This is a genomic window from Rhizobium sp. 11_C7_N12_5 (assembly GCF_051811145.1).
GTDB classification, from domain to species: domain Bacteria; phylum Pseudomonadota; class Alphaproteobacteria; order Rhizobiales; family Rhizobiaceae; genus Rhizobium; species Rhizobium lusitanum.
In genome coordinates, this window is sequence record NZ_JBPWPY010000003.1 from 955,257 (window position 1) to 969,597 (window position 14,341).

At 59.0% G+C, this 14,341-nt stretch carries 11 protein-coding genes and 1 pseudogene; 2 read left to right on the plus strand and 10 right to left on the minus strand.

Translation table 11 applies throughout. The features are described 5' to 3' along the window. Positions 1 to 45: 45 nt before the first annotated feature. The 10 genes and pseudogenes from AB8B29_RS33895 to AB8B29_RS33940 all read right to left on the minus strand — a co-directional run. A pseudogene (locus tag AB8B29_RS33895) lies at positions 46 to 486 on the minus strand (NAD(P)-binding protein); the annotation flags it as partial. A 40-nt stretch (positions 487 to 526) separates the two neighbouring features. After that, a complete protein-coding gene (folD, locus tag AB8B29_RS33900; protein ID WP_439007091.1) occupies positions 527 to 1,426 on the minus strand; it encodes a bifunctional methylenetetrahydrofolate dehydrogenase/methenyltetrahydrofolate cyclohydrolase FolD in 900 nt (299 codons plus the stop codon). A gap of 3 nt (positions 1,427 to 1,429) precedes the next feature. Then, positions 1,430 to 2,314 carry a formyltetrahydrofolate deformylase gene (purU, locus tag AB8B29_RS33905; RefSeq protein ID WP_125850816.1) on the minus strand — a complete coding sequence of 295 codons (885 nt, stop codon included), beginning with the start codon at positions 2,312 to 2,314 and terminating at the stop codon, positions 1,430 to 1,432. Between the two features lie 171 nt (positions 2,315 to 2,485). Then, positions 2,486 to 3,418, minus strand: a complete 933-nt coding sequence (locus AB8B29_RS33910; RefSeq protein WP_125850819.1) for an electron transfer flavoprotein subunit alpha/FixB family protein — start codon at positions 3,416 to 3,418, stop codon at positions 2,486 to 2,488. A 27-nt stretch (positions 3,419 to 3,445) separates the two neighbouring features. Next, positions 3,446 to 4,198, minus strand: coding sequence for an electron transfer flavoprotein subunit beta/FixA family protein (locus tag AB8B29_RS33915; protein WP_125850821.1), 753 nt, complete (start codon positions 4,196 to 4,198; stop codon positions 3,446 to 3,448). An 11-nt stretch (positions 4,199 to 4,209) separates the two neighbouring features. Further along, on the minus strand, positions 4,210 to 5,322 hold the full coding sequence (locus tag AB8B29_RS33920; RefSeq protein WP_125850823.1) for an aminomethyltransferase family protein: 1,113 nt from the start codon (positions 5,320 to 5,322) through the stop codon (positions 4,210 to 4,212). Positions 5,323 to 5,340: 18 nt separating this feature from the next. Then, positions 5,341 to 7,377 carry an FAD-dependent oxidoreductase gene (locus AB8B29_RS33925; RefSeq protein ID WP_439007092.1) on the minus strand — a complete coding sequence of 679 codons (2,037 nt, stop codon included), beginning with the start codon at positions 7,375 to 7,377 and terminating at the stop codon, positions 5,341 to 5,343. Between the two features lie 8 nt (positions 7,378 to 7,385). After that, complete coding sequence (locus tag AB8B29_RS33930) at positions 7,386 to 8,627, minus strand: Tm-1-like ATP-binding domain-containing protein (RefSeq protein ID WP_125850827.1); 1,242 nt, start codon at positions 8,625 to 8,627, stop codon at positions 7,386 to 7,388. A gap of 32 nt (positions 8,628 to 8,659) precedes the next feature. Next, positions 8,660 to 11,131 (minus strand): FAD-dependent oxidoreductase, encoded by a 2,472-nt coding sequence (locus AB8B29_RS33935; protein ID WP_245510434.1) that lies wholly within the window; start codon positions 11,129 to 11,131, stop codon positions 8,660 to 8,662. Beyond that, a complete protein-coding gene (locus AB8B29_RS33940) occupies positions 11,128 to 12,609 on the minus strand; it encodes an aldehyde dehydrogenase (RefSeq protein ID WP_125850831.1) in 1,482 nt (493 codons plus the stop codon). Before AB8B29_RS33940 ends, AB8B29_RS33935 begins: the two co-directional genes overlap by 4 nt. A 289-nt stretch (positions 12,610 to 12,898) precedes the next feature. On the opposite strand from AB8B29_RS33940, the gene AB8B29_RS33945 reads away from it, so the two are divergent. Then, positions 12,899 to 13,687, plus strand: a complete 789-nt coding sequence (locus tag AB8B29_RS33945) for an IclR family transcriptional regulator (protein WP_125850834.1) — start codon at positions 12,899 to 12,901, stop codon at positions 13,685 to 13,687. Between the two features lies 1 nt (position 13,688). Continuing rightward, complete coding sequence (locus tag AB8B29_RS33950; RefSeq protein WP_125850861.1) at positions 13,689 to 14,336, plus strand: HAD-IA family hydrolase; 648 nt, start codon at positions 13,689 to 13,691, stop codon at positions 14,334 to 14,336. The last annotated feature ends 5 nt before the right edge of the window (positions 14,337 to 14,341 follow it).

Genomic DNA, 14,341 nt, shown 5'->3' on the forward strand with positions numbered 1-14,341 from the left:
TAATTTCGTTGAAGCTTCCATCTCGCCTTTAAGAGCAAAGCGACAGTCGTTGTAAAGCACTTCGGTTGCGGCAAAACCCGGATATATTTCCACGCCAAGCGCTTCCGCCTTTTCCGCAAGCCAGCGACAGACGAGACCGAGCGAGACGATGTAATTGCCGTGATTGTTCATCAGCGGCGGCATCAGGAAGTTCGGCAGGCGGATGGAGCCTGCGGGCCCGAGGAACAGGAACTGGTCGTCCTTGACTTCGGTCTTGAAGGGGTGGCCCTCCTCGTCGCGCCAGCTTGGCAGGAGCCTGTCGATGCCGATCGGATCCACCACGGCGCCGGAGAGGATATGCGCACCGACTTCCGAGCCCTTTTCCAGCACCACGACGGAGAGGTCCGGATTGACCTGCTTCAACCGAATTGCGGCAGACAGGCCAGCAGGTCCGGCGCCGACGACTACGACATCGAATTCCATGCTTTCGCGTTCGGGGAGTTCCATTAAATCCTCATTTCATTGCCTGGTGCAGACCGTTTGCCGCTCAAAATGTCGGCGGTCGGCGACCCGCCTTGCGATAGGCGGCAATCACTGTATTAGCCATGAGCATGGCAATGGTCATTGGACCAACGCCGCCAGGTACGGGCGTAATGACACTGGCGACTTTTTTGCACTCCGTAAAGGCAACGTCACCAACGAGGCGGAACTTGCCCTCCCCCTTGTCTGGTGCTGGCACGCGATTGATACCAACATCGATGACAGTTGCGCCGGGTTTGATCCAGTCTGCTTTCACCATTTCTGGACGACCGACCGCCGCGACTAAAATATCCGCGTTTCGGCAGACTGCCGGCAGGTCCTTCGTGCGTGAATGCGCCGTCGTCACGGTCGCGTTTGCGGCGAGCAGCAGTGCCGACATCGGCTTACCGAAGAGATTAGAGCGGCCGATGACGACGGCGCTAAGGCCAGACAGATCCGCGCCGTGAGTGCGGCGCACGAATAGCATAGCGCCGGCTGGCGTGCAGGAAACGAGCCCTCCGTCCAGATCGCCGGTTGCCACCTTCCCGGCATTGACGACATGCAGACCATCTACGTCCTTCTCCGGCAGGATCGATTGGATGATCGCCTCGGAATCGAGGTGCTTGGGAAGCGGTAGCTGGACAAGTACGCCATGGACGGACGGATCCCTGTTCAGCGTCTGTACGAGGCTCGAAAGCTCTTCCTGCGTCGTTGCTTCCGGCAGTGTATGCTGGATTGAATTATATCCACACTCCTTGGCCATCTTGCTCTTTGCCCCGACATAGGCGTGGCTGGCCGGATCATCACCCACGATGATCACGGCAAGTCCGGGGGTGCTTGCGGCCTCAGCCTTCAGCGCTGACGTCGCGGCCTTGACGCTTGCTATCATCTCGGCAGCGACTTTGCGTCCATCAATAAGTTCAGCCATGACTTAACCCATACGCTCGGAGACATAAGATCCCGGGCTCGCCGGGAAGACGACTGTTCGATTGCCGTTGATGAAAGTGCGGTGGTGGATGTGGGCATGAATTGCACGCGCCAGAACCTGGCTCTCAACATCGCGGCCAATCGATACATAGTCCTCGGCGCTCTGAGCATGAGTGATGCGCGCCGTGTCTTGCTCAATAATCGGACCTTCGTCCAGATCGGCTGTTACGTAGTGAGCCGTCGCTCCGATCAGCTTTACACCGCGCTCATAAGCCTGCTTGTAGGGATTGGCACCCTTGAAGCTTGGTAGGAAGGAGTGGTGAATATTGATGATCTTACCAGACATCCTCTGACACATCTCGTCGGAGAGGATCTGCATGTAACGAGCAAGCACAATCAATTCGGTGCCGGTCTGCTCGACAACTTCCATTATCCGCGCTTCGGCCTGCGGCTTGTTGGCTTTGGTCACCGGGATGTGGTGAAATGGAATGTCGTGATTAACGACTACCTTCTGATACTCGAAATGGTTTGAAACCACGCCAACGATATCAATTGGCAGCGCGCCAATCTTCCAACGATAGAGAAGGTCGTTCAGGCAGTGACCAAAACGCGACACCATCAGCAACACCTTCATCTTGGCGTCACCTTGGTAAAAATTCGCCGCCATATCGAAAGTCTTGGCGACAGGTGTAAACGCCGTCTCGATGTCCTCGATGGTGGCGCCCTCCTGACTGGAGAAGGTCAGGCGCATGAAAAACATTCCGGTGTCTACATCGTCGAACTGGGAAGAATCTATGATGTTACATCCCTTCTCGGCGAGAACGCCCGTGATGGCGGCAACGATGCCGCGCGTCGATTTGCAGGATACGGTCAGGATGTAGGTCTTCATCTCATGGTCCATTATCAGTAGGAGGTGTCAGGAGCACTTGCTCGTGCGTCGCGTTTTGGCTGGACGACAGAGTCGTAAGCTGGTGCTGCGCAGGCGGGCAGTGGCGATTAGGGCGATTGAGACCGGCGGATGCTGAGCACCCGACGGCTAATTCTCTCTTGTTGAGGCCGACTAGAGCGCCTTCTCAAGTTCCGGCAGTATCTCGAAGATGTCGCCAACCACGCCGTAGTCGGCGACTTGGAATATCGGCGCCTCCTCATCCTTGTTGATAGCAACGATAACCTTGGAGTCCTTCATTCCGGCTAGGTGCTGAATGGCACCGGATATGCCGCAAGCGATGTACAATTGAGGGGCAACCACTTTGCCGGTCTGGCCGATCTGCCAGTCGTTCGGAGCGTAACCCGCGTCCACGGCGGCGCGTGATGCCCCGACCGCGGCACCGAGCTTGTCAGCGACCGGCAGAATTACCTCCTTAAACTTCTCCGACGAGCCTAGTGCGCGTCCGCCGGATATGACGATTTTGGCAGAGCTTAGTTCCGGGCGATCGGAGGAGGAGAGTGCGTCGGTAACGAAACGTGACAGAGGCGAAGAAAAGGCTGCCGACGAGATCGTCTCGACGGCAGCAGTTGGGCCCTGGGGGGCCGGGGAAAACGAGGCTGTCCGCACAGTGATCACCTTCTTAGCGTCGGCCGACTGCACCGTCTGGATGGCGTTGCCTGCGTAGATCGGACGCTTGAACGTGTCGGCGGAGAGGACCTCGACGATCTCGGAGACCTGCGCGACATCGAGCAGGGCGGCAACGCGCGGCATGACGTTTTTGCCCACCGAGGTGGCGGCAGCGATGATCGTGTCGTAGGAACCGGCAAGCGAGACGATGAGGGCGGCGAGCGGTTCGGCAAGGCTGTGGCCTAGCGCGGCATCATCTGCGATGAGCACCTTCGAAATGCCCTGAAGCTTTGCTGACTCTTCGGCCACCGCGGATACGCCGGCACCGGCGACAAGCACATGTACGTCGCCGCCGATCTTGGAAGCCGCCGTCAGCGCCTTGGCTGTCTGGTCGGAAAGCGCGGTATTGTCGTGGTCAGCCAAAAGAAGAATGGCCATAGTCTTAGTCTCCTTGTTTCTGCCAGATCAGAGGACGCCGGCTTCGGTCTTGAGCTTTTCGATGAGCTCGGCGACCGTCTTCACCTTGATGCCGGCCTTACGTCCCTCTGGCTCCTCAGTCTTCAGAACCTTGAGGCGTGGGGCGGTGTCGATACCGAAGTCGGCCGGACTTCTCTTGTCGAGTGGCTTCTTCTTGGCCTTCATGATGTTCGGCAGCGAGGCGTAGCGAGGTTCGTTGAGGCGAAGGTCCGTCGTGATGATGGCCGGAAGCTTGACTTCGATGGTCTGGAGACCGCCGTCGACTTCGCGGGTCACGTTGGCGTTGGAAGCATCAATGATCTCTACCTTGGAGGCGAAGGTGCCTTGGGCCCAGCCGAGAAGAGCGGCGAGCATCTGACCGGTCTGGTTGGAATCGTCGTCGATCGCCTGCTTGCCGACGATGACGAGGCCGGGCTGCTCGGCTTCGACGACGCCCTTGACGATCTTGGCGACAGAGAGCGGCTCGACGGCATCTTCGGTTTCAACAAGGATGGCGCGATCGGCACCCATCGCGAGCGCGGTGCGCAGCGTTTCCTCGGCCTTGGCCGGGCCGATGGAGACGACGATGACTTCAGACGCCTTGCCGGCTTCCTTCAGCCGCAACGCCTCCTCGACGGAAATTTCGTCGAAGGGGTTCATCGACATCTTCACGTTTGCCAGTTCAACACCGGAACCATCAGGCTTGACGCGGATCTTGACGTTGTAATCAACGACGCGTTTGACGGTGACGAGAATTTTCATCGAAGTCCTCCTCAGGCTCGCGACCGCGTGGACTTCGGGTCATAAACAGCGGCGCGATGGACCGTGACAGCCGTTCCATCCTCCAGCGTTAAGCTCTGTCCTTCGTTAGCGCATGCGATCGAGACATAAGCCATGGCGATTGGATAACCGACCGTGTGTCCATAGGCGGCAGACGTGACACGACCGACGGCATCCGCGTCCAGTTTTACCGCAGTTCCGATGGCTGGGAGCGCGGCACTCGCCGGGAGTTCGAGCAGCACGAGAAGTCGCTCGGCCCCGTCAGACTTCTGACGCTCAACAATGGATTTTCCGGGATAGGCGGCGTCCTTTGGCTTTATCGTCCAACCAAGACCTGCCTCAACAGGCGTCGTGTCTTCGCCGATATCGCGTCCCCAGATGGGATAGCGTTTTTCGATTCGCAAAGACCCCATCGAGCCCGCGCCGCAAGGCACAAGACCCAGAGGTTTGCCCGCTTCTAGTAACGCGTCGTAGAAGCTTTCGATATGTTCGGTTGGAACCCAGAGTTCATATCCCAGCTCACCGGTGAAGCCTGTGCGTGTGACGATGACGCCATCCACGTCGGCTACCTTGGCTGTCGTGACTGCGAAACCCGGCAGCGCGTCGTTCGATACGTCGAGTGCGGTGACGCGTTCCAAGCATGCCCTTGACTGCGGTCCCTGGAGCGACAGTGAGACATAGCGGTATCCGAGCGAGACGACATGTACACCATAGGAGGCGCCCCTTTCCTTCAGGTAGGCCTCAACCCGCTCGACACGGTGCGGGGCTGGAATGACCCAAAACAGGTGCTCAGAAGGGCGATAGGTGATGACGTCATCGATGAAACCGCCCTGGTCGTTGAGGATGCCGCAGTAAACGCCGCGACCGGGAGCAACTTTCGTCATGTCAGCGACGAAGGTATTGTTCAGGAACGTCTCGGCTTCGGCACCGGCGACCTCCAGCATAAACTGGCCAAAGATCTCGAACAGGCCCGCTGCGGTACGAACCGCTGAATGTTCCGTTTTCGCGTCGGTAAACACATTTGCCGTCAGGAAGTGCGCCTTCTCGGCCATCTCTGCATTGCGGGCCTTGAAGGCATGGTAAAGCGGTGTGCGCTTGGCTGTCATGGAGTAGTCCTTTCGGTCTTAAAGAAACAGGGTCGGGCGTTCGCGTTTGAAAATTCGGTCCTCGGGCTCCGTTCCCAGCACCTCGCGTGCGTGGCGATGTCCTGAGTAAACGGCACTCTGGATAACCCCTGGACATTCGGCATCGCCGATCGTGCGGAACGGGATGCCCTTTTCCGCAAGGCCGACAGCAAGGGTGGTGTCTGGCAGGCGGGTGCCGACGACGATCAGCGTCGTGGCCGAGATCGTCGGCAACGACTCTCCCGTGTCGCCTCTGATGACAGCAAGTCCCGCTTCATCCCAAGCGCTAGCGACAGTGTTTGGATACATTCGAACCCCGGCTGCCTTCATTTCGGCAATCATGCGCGGCTGTTCGAGGGTATGACCCATCCATGCCGACAGCGATGGCATTGGGGTGACCAAGTTCACTTGGTGCCCCTTTGCGGACAGGTCGGCGGCAAGCGCATTGGCCATGTAGTAATGGTCGTCATCGTAGATCACGACGGATGGACCGATCGCTGCGCCGTCCATTACAAGGTCAGGCGTCAGGGCAAAGTCTGCAAAGCCGGAAATCGGCTGCAGCCGCGTGCGTCCTGCCCCGTCGCTGCGCCAAGGGGCCCCGGTAGCGAGAAGGACATGGTCCGCCCCGAAGTCGGCGATGCCGTCGGCACCCAACTCACTACCGGGATAAAGATTGACGTTCGGCATTTGCTGCAGTTGGTAAAGACGATAGTCCTTGACCCGTCCCCATGAGGAAAGTCCCTTTATACGAGCCTCACGGGTGGAGCGACCGCCGAGCTCGTCGTCACGCTCGGCTACAGTCACAGCATGACCAGCCTTTGCGAGAACGAGTGCCGCTTCCAGTCCGGCCGGACCAGATCCTACGATCAGGATATTTTTCTCATTTTCTGTCTTTGGTATCCGTTCCGGATGCCAGCCGCGGCGCCATTCCTCCGAAATGGTCGGGTTCTGGGTGCAGCGCAGTTCCATGCCGACGGTTTCCACCGCCACGCACATGTTGCAGCCAATGCACTCCCGGATATCCTCGATGCGGCCTTCGCGGATCTTTTCGGGCAAGAAAGGATCGGCAATCGAGGGTCGTGCGGCGCCGATCAAGTCCAGTACGCCCCGTCGAATTTGACTCACCATTGCGTCGGGAGAAGTAAAGCGACCCACTCCAAGGACAGGCTTGCCGGTCACAGTCTTGACGAACTGGGTAAACTCTTCCTGGAAACCTTCCGCATCATAGCGGGCCGTACCGCTGTCGCGGCTCCATGAGGAGACATTGACATCCCACATGTCGGGAAGATCCGCCAGGCTCTCTATGACCGCCCTACCCTCTCCCGTGTTGAGGATGCGCTTAGGTCCAGAGAGCTCATGAACGGCAAAGCGCACCGCTACCGCCATCTGATCGCCTGCCTCCTCCTTTGCTTCTTCCAACACCTCCCGGAACAGCCGCACGCGGTTTTCAAAGCTGCCGCCATACTCGTCGGTCCGGAAATTGTAGGCCGGCGAGAGGAAGTGCCAGAGGATGGAGGCATCGTGGGAAGCATAGACGTAGGCGATGTCATAGCCAGCCTTTTTGGCGCGGCCGATTGCGTCGCGAAACGATCGGCGCAGCGTTCGGATGTCGTCCTTGTCCATCGCCTTTGCCATAAGGGGCATGTCAGGCTTCAAAGTTGGCAGGACAGAGGGCCCCATGGCAGGGTAACCTGTCGTGAGGCCGCGCGAACGGATGCCAGTGTGGCCTAGTTCGATGGAGGCAAGGGCGCCGTGCGCGTGGATTCGATCGACGGAGCGAGCATGGGCCTTGACGTCGCCTTCATCCCACAGGCGCTCATATGGCAGCCCCGCGAGATCCGAAGTCGGGTCGATCTCGCTGAGCTGCATGGCAACGATACCCCAACCGCCTTCCGCCCGCGTTTCGCGAATACCGATGGCGCCGTTTGGCATCAGATAGCTATGGCCGATGGCGTGCGGCATGGACACGAAGCGGTTCGGCGCTGTGACCGGACCAATTTTGATCGGCTCAAACAGGATTGAGTAACGCGGGTCCATGCCACACCTCACCGTGTTGTCTTGATTGTGCCGTCAGCGATCCACCGGTCGATAACGGAGAGGACCTGCTGCGAGAATTCGAGATCATTGATGTGGCAGTCGAGAACTGTCAGCTCGATTGGATCGACCATGACGTTCCGGTACTCATCTACCATCTCGGCCAGTGCAACGGGATCATGAGCGGGCATGCCCTCTACGTCCCAAGCGTGAATGCCTTGCGTAGGCAATACAAAATGAACCGGGCCCTTGGATTGCCGCAGCCGGCTGGCTACTTCACGTGCGAGTTCGCGACGTTCCTCGGCCGTAAGAGATGCTGAAGCAAGAAGACGGTTGTGGGCATGATATGGCCGGTCTCGAAACCTCTCTGGCACTGGCTGCCAGGTAGCGAAATCAATCATGTCGCCGAAGGCGGGCGCAGCGATGATCGGCGTGCCGCTCTTTCCTGCGGCAAGCATGCGATTAGCGCCGGCATTCACGACGGACCCAACCATCAGGTTGCCGATTTCGGCGACAGCCAGTTCGAGCACTGCAGCGAAGTAGCCTTGCTCCGCCAAGCTTTCCAGCGCCATACCACCCATGCCCGTTCCATGGAAAACCGCAACAGAAAAGCCGCGGTCGATCAGCGGTTGGCGTAGATGGATCATGTACTGGAGGGCCGACGAACCGAAGCTGACCATGCCTATAACTGGACGATCAGGGTCGGGCGGCTCCACAGCGAGCGCCGCGCCATAAACGGCACCCGCGGCCTGGCTCAGCGTTGCCTTGCAGATATCGTTGAGGCCATAGAGACCGCCGGCCCATAGGATCATCTGGATATCGGCCGAAAGCCGATCCGGCGCGATGAGTGGAGAAAACGCGATCGTAGATACAACATACTTCGGAACGCCGATCGGCAGGGCGCGGGCACAATCCAGGGCCAGGTCTGTTCCCATAGTGCCGCCAAGCGCAATCATCCCGTCGATGCTCCCCTCGGCATGAAGTTTTGCGCAAAGCGCGGAAGCCCCTGCCGCCATAATCTGCATCGCAAGATTTTCGTCCTCGGCACTGACGGCATCCTCGATGGTTTTCCCCGCCGCGGCGGCGACTTCATGCTTGGAAATATTCGTCGGCACAGAAGGGTCGCCGAGCACACTGACATCCATTGTCAGGACATTTCCGCCGAGCCTGCGGATACGGTCGGCTACATAATTGAGTTCTGCATCCTTGGTGTCGTAAGTGCCGATCACAAGGATCGTTCTCTGCTCGCTCATTTTATAGTTCCCCATTTTCTGTATTATTGACTTCAGCCGCGCATGATCGTGCCGCTGGGATCGTAAAATGCCCCAAGCTGGACTCGTGCGGCATGCATTTTTCCGGCGATCTGCACCTCGAACTCACCTTCATCGAGCCAGTCTTTCGTTACTCCGGCCTCCCGATGCAGCGAAGCGAGGCCAATCATTGCCTCCACTCTCCAGCCCCAGCCGCCGGAGGTGATGTGCCCGACAAGCTCGCCCTTCTTGAAGATGGGCTCATTGTGGATGAGGTAAGGGCCAGCCTCGGCGGTGGCGTGCTCGAGCATGATCGACACCGTGCGATGTGGCGTCGCTGCGCCATGGGTCGCTTTTTGCTTTGCAAGAACATCGCGTCCGACGAAGTCTTCTTTCGAGAGCTTGACGGCGAAACCGAGACCGGTTTCGAACGGCGTGTCTTCTTCGCCGATATCGTGGCCGAAATGCCGAAAACCCTTTTCTAGGCGGCACGCGCCAAGCGCGAACATGCCCGCATGGCGAAGTCCATGGGCTGCGCCGACCCTCACGATCTCTTCGTGAAGATGAACGGTGAATTCACTCGGAACCATCAACTCATAGCCGAGTTCGCCGAGGAACGAACGGCGGATTGCCCAGACGCGCGCGAAGGCAAGGTCGATCTCGCGCGCAGCACCGAAAGCGAATGCCTCGTTTGACAGATCGTCCGCCGACATCTGCTGCAGGATGGCACGAGACTTCGGACCGTGGATCGTCAAGAGGCCATAGGCTGACGTGGCGTCGAACAGCTCGAACCGCCACGCGGGATCGGCATGGCTGCGGATATAGGCTTGGTCGCGGATCTGGCTCGGATGGCCCGTGACGATCATGAATTGCTCGGCGGCGATGCGAGTGACCGTGACATCGGCTTCGATACCGCCCTTGCCATTGAGGAACTGTGTGTACACCGAGGTACCGACGGCCACGTCCATTTCGGCGCCACTGACGCGGTTCAGCGCCCGTACGGCGTCCGGTCCCTGCACCAGGAGCTTGCCATACATTGACTGGTCGATCAGAACCGCCTGATCGCGCGCGGCGAGGCACTCTTCTTTTACACGTTGCGACCAGTCCTGCCAGCCGAGGCTCGCCCGCTCTGGCCAGACGGGATTGGCGGGATCGAAATACATCGGCACTTCCCAGCCAATGCGCTCCGCCATCAGGGCACCGGCGGAGAGGAGCCGGTCGTGGAGCGGAACGCGGCGGATGCCGCGCGCAGTCTCTATCTGTCGGCCCGGCCAATGCAGGCCCCAGTGAAGGCCGATGCCTTCAGTGACGCGCTCCGCGTTATAGGCCTTGTTCTTCTGAAAGGGGTGCGCGCGCGCCGCCAGCATCGAGGCGACCGCGCGTGGCGGCTGTCCGTCCGTCATCCAGGCCGCCATTGTCAGACCCACGCCGCCGGAATTGAGGATCCCGTTCGAATTCATGCCCGCAGCGATGAACAGGCCGGGCATTTCCGGCGCCGGTCCGATATAGGGCCGTCCATCGGGCGTAAAGCTCTCGGGCCCGTTGAAGAAGGTCTGAATGCCCATGGTTTCGAGCGCAGGGAAGCGAGTAAAGAATTTTTCGAGCACTGGTTCGACATGCTCCATGTCGAATGGCAGTTCGTCGAACTCGAAGCTGTCGGGAATGCCGTCGCGCGCCCATGCCTTGCCGCGGGCCTCGAAACCGCCGATCAGCAACTTGCCCGCATCTTCCTTGGTGTAAAGGCGTTCCTCAAGTACAACGAGCCCCGGAAGCGTGCGCGGTAGGTCCGGGATAGCTTCGGTGAGAATATAGAAGTGCTCGGCGGCATGTAGAGGAACGGTTACACCGTGCTCTGCTGCAAAGCGTAGCGACCACATGCCGGCGGCCAGCAGCACCTTCTCCGTGGCGATCACACCCTTGTCGGTCTCTACGCCAATCACCTTGCCATTGCGTGTCAGGATGCGAATAGCCCGGGTATGCTCATAGATTTTCGAGCCGAGAGCCTTAGCTCCTTTGGCGAGCGCCTGGGTCACATCCAACGGGTTCACTTGCCCGTTCGATGGCACGAGAAAGCCGCAGTGCACGTCGGAGGTATCGACGAGCGGCCAGATTTCGTTGATCTCCTCGATGCCGAGAAGTTGGCTCTCAATTTTCATTCGCGCAGCATGGTCGTGGTTGCGACGTAGTTGCTCGGCACGAATATCTGACAAGGCGAGATGCAACGTGCCGTTTTGCTTGTAGCCGGTCGCCTGCCCCGTCTCGACTTCTAGCTCCGTGAAGAGGCGTGCCGTATATTTGGAGAGCTCGGTCTGGGCGGAACTCTCGCGAAGCTGACCGACGATGCCAGCAGCATGCCAGGTTGTCCCCGAGGCCAGCTGCTTTCTCTCAACAAGAACGGCTCCTTCTACACCCTTTTTAGCGAGGTGATAGAGGGTAGAGACCCCGATGATGCCGCCGCCGATAATGACAGCCGGCGCGCTTTCCGGAAGATTGTTAAGTGAGGTCACAGCTGGATCCATGCAGTCTTGAGGTCTAAGAATTTGTCGAGGGCGAAGGTGGATTTGTCGTGGCCGTTGCCAGACTGCTTCACGCCGCCAAGGGGAACGGTCAGATCGGACCCACCATAAGTGTTGACGTGCACGATTCCGGCCTTCAGTGCCCGGACCATGCGGTGAGCGCGGGACAGATCGGCAGTCCAAACCGCCGATGCTAGGCCGAAATCGGTGTCGTTGGCGAGCCGGATGGCCTCATCCTCGTCCTTGAACGGGATTACGGAGAGGACCGGTCCGAAGACCTCTTCACGTGCTACTTCCATTTCCGCACGGACATTGGCCAGCACCGTCGGCGCCATAAACCATCCTCCGGTTTCCTCTCTAAGCCGACCACCTCCGGTCAACAGAGCGGCGCCCTCGGCTTGTGCGCGTTCGGTAAAGCCCATGCTCTTCAGAAGCTGCGCTTCGGAATTGATCGCACCGGCTTCTGTGGATAGGTCCAGAGGATCTCCCACTTTCATGGACCCTGCGATCTTTGCCACCCTGGCCGCAAACTCTTCGGCGATGGACGCTTCCACCAATAGACGCGAGCCGGCAATGCAAACCTGTCCGGAATTGCGGAAGATTCCATAGGCGGCTACTTTCGCAGCCTTGTCGAGGTCTGGGGCGTCGGCGAAAATTATATTCGGGCTCTTGCCACCAAGTTCTAGATAAGTCCGTTTGAGGTTGGAGCGGGCCGAGTATTCCAGAAGCTTTCGTCCAACGCCTCCAGATCCCGTGAAGGCCATCACGTCGACATCCATCGACAGGGCGAGTGCTTCACCGGTGACAGAGCCCCTGCCAGTGACGACGTTAAAGACCCCCGGGGGCACCCCGGCCTCGAGTGCAAGGTTCGCGAGCCGCAGCAGAGTAAGAGAGGCCGTCTCCGCTGGCTTCAGGACGACGCTGTTGCCAGCCGCTAGCGCGGGTGCGATCTTCCAGGCACCGATCATGAGAGGGAAGTTCCACGGCACGATAGCAGCAACGACACCGATGGGCTCCCGGTGCACAAGAGCCAGCACGTCGGTAGCGGTCGGCGCAATCGCACCATAGACCTTATCAATCAATTCTGCGTAGTAGCGAAAGGTGGAAGCTGCGCTCAATGGCTCGGCCTTAAGGGCCATTGCTATCTCGGTGCCGTTGTCGCGCACGCCAAGTACCGCGAGGTCGAGCGCATCGCGTTCTATGAGTTCCGCCAGCCGGAACAGCACCTTTTTGCGCTGGGCAGGGGTTGAGCGAGACCAGGCGCCACCCTCGAACGCAGCGCGGCCCGAGGCGCATGCGAGAGCCACATCGTCATGATCGGCATCGGCAATGGTCGTTAGCTGCTTGCCATCCAGTGGGGAAAATACGTCTAGCGTCGCGCCGGATCGGGCCTGCCGCCATGCCCCGTCGATAAGAAGCCCTTGGGGTGCGACCTCGGCTGTTCGCCGGGCGTCAATTTCGCTTTGCATATCGAGTTACTCCACCGTTCGGTCTTTACCGGGGTGTACGTGGACTTCCCGCCTCGACGCCGTTGAAACCAAGGCGTCATACACCTGCAGCAGCAACTGCCACTCCGTGCACCGACGGCAGAGCCGTCCTAGACAGTCATCTAACGCAAACTCCCAGTTTGCTGGTGTGGTTCATTATTATCTACACCGTTTCAAAAATGTTGCATCTGAGACTGGTTTCTGTCAAGTAGTGATCAGGCAAGGCGGAAAAAAATGTAAATCGCTGCCAGGGAACGCGAAGGCGAAAGCCATGAAGACAGTCGACAATGCAATGAAACTGCTGAGTTTTTTCTCAGCACAAGCCCCTGAGCAAAAGCTGAGCGACCTGGCTCGGGCTGCTGGCATGGACAAGGCAAGCGCTATGCGCAGTCTTGGATCGCTGGTCGCCTGTGGCTTGGTTGAGCAGGACAGCGAGACACGTCACTACCGGCTTGGCGCGGGGATGCGAAGGCTCGCTCGCATTCGAAATTCGACCGTCCCGATCGCGGTGGAGCTTCAGCACGTTCTTCACGATCTGACCGTCCAGACAAATGAAACATCGCACGTCAGCGTCTTTTCCGGGCAGGACATGACGACTGTGGCGGTATGTGAGCCGTCCCGGCCAACGCGCGTCTTCGTTGATCCCACGCAACCGCTGCCCGTGCACGCAACGGCATCAGGGCTCGTGTTTTTAGCCCACGCCAGCGACGCAGTCGTCGATAAGGTGCTAGCAGGCATGGACGTACCGATGAGCTTCACAGCGACCACAATAAGCTCGCCGGCTGAGCTCAGACTTCGGCTTGACGGTATCCGCAAGCGCGGTTTTGCGACCGCCACTCGCACATTCGAAGACGAGGTCACTGGCATTGCAGCACCGATATTTGACGCTCGTGGGCTGATCCAGGCGACGATTGCAGCAGCCTGTATCTCATCTCGAACGACAGAAGTTCTTGCAGGCGAGATCGAGACCTTCGTGCTCCGTGCTTGCCTCTCGGCGACCCGCGCCTTGGGCGGTACGCCACCCGCGGATTTTCTACATAGGATCAAGGAGAATGGTTGATATGACGCAACGAGCGTTGGTGTTGGATTTTGGCGGCGTGATTTCAAAAACGCTGTTTGAAACCCATGATTTAAGCGAGGAAGCCCTCGGTCTGGCCCCAGGCACCCTCACATGGCGTGGCCCCTTTGACGTCAGTACTGATCCGCTGTGGAGCGATATGCAGGCGGGTCGGATCAGTGAACGGGACTACTGGACTACCCGCGCCCGAGAGACCGGCAGTCTGGTGGGCAAGGAGTGGGATACGCTCCCACCGTTTCTTAGTGCGGTGCGCGGCGACGATCCCTCGCAGGTCATCCGTCCCGAAGCGCTGGCGGCCATCGCTACAGCAAAAAAGGCCGGTCACCGTCTGGCGATCCTGTCCAACGAACTCGACCTCTTCTACGGGAAGGAGTTTCGAGACAGGCTTCCGTTCCTCGCAGACTTCGATCTGATTGTCGATGCAACTTACACGCAGATCCTGAAGCCTGATCCGCGCGCCTTTGACTTCATTACCGACGGCTTGGCCATATCCGCCGCCGACTGCGTCTTCGTGGACGACCAATTAAAGAACATCCGAGGCGGCCAGGCTGTCGGCATGACCTGCGTCCATTTCGATGTCACCCAGCCTGCCGAGAGCTACGAGCGTGCTCTCACTCACCTTTCTGCCTGACCCAT

Coding starts and splice junctions, on each gene's coding strand:
- folD (WP_439007091.1), bottom strand. CDS start 1,426: ATGGCTGAACTTATTGATGGACGCAAAGTCGCTGCCGAGATGATAGCA.
- purU (WP_125850816.1), bottom strand. CDS start 2,314: ATGAAGACCTACATCCTGACCGTATCCTGCAAATCGACGCGCGGCATC.
- AB8B29_RS33910 (WP_125850819.1), bottom strand. CDS start 3,418: ATGGCCATTCTTCTTTTGGCTGACCACGACAATACCGCGCTTTCCGAC.
- AB8B29_RS33915 (WP_125850821.1), bottom strand. CDS start 4,198: ATGAAAATTCTCGTCACCGTCAAACGCGTCGTTGATTACAACGTCAAG.
- AB8B29_RS33920 (WP_125850823.1), bottom strand. CDS start 5,322: ATGACAGCCAAGCGCACACCGCTTTACCATGCCTTCAAGGCCCGCAAT.
- AB8B29_RS33925 (WP_439007092.1), bottom strand. CDS start 7,377: ATGGACCCGCGTTACTCAATCCTGTTTGAGCCGATCAAAATTGGTCCG.
- AB8B29_RS33930 (WP_125850827.1), bottom strand. CDS start 8,627: ATGAGCGAGCAGAGAACGATCCTTGTGATCGGCACTTACGACACCAAG.
- AB8B29_RS33940 (WP_125850831.1), bottom strand. CDS start 12,609: ATGCAAAGCGAAATTGACGCCCGGCGAACAGCCGAGGTCGCACCCCAA.
- AB8B29_RS33945 (WP_125850834.1), top strand. CDS start 12,899: ATGAAGACAGTCGACAATGCAATGAAACTGCTGAGTTTTTTCTCAGCA.
- AB8B29_RS33950 (WP_125850861.1), top strand. CDS start 13,689: ATGACGCAACGAGCGTTGGTGTTGGATTTTGGCGGCGTGATTTCAAAA.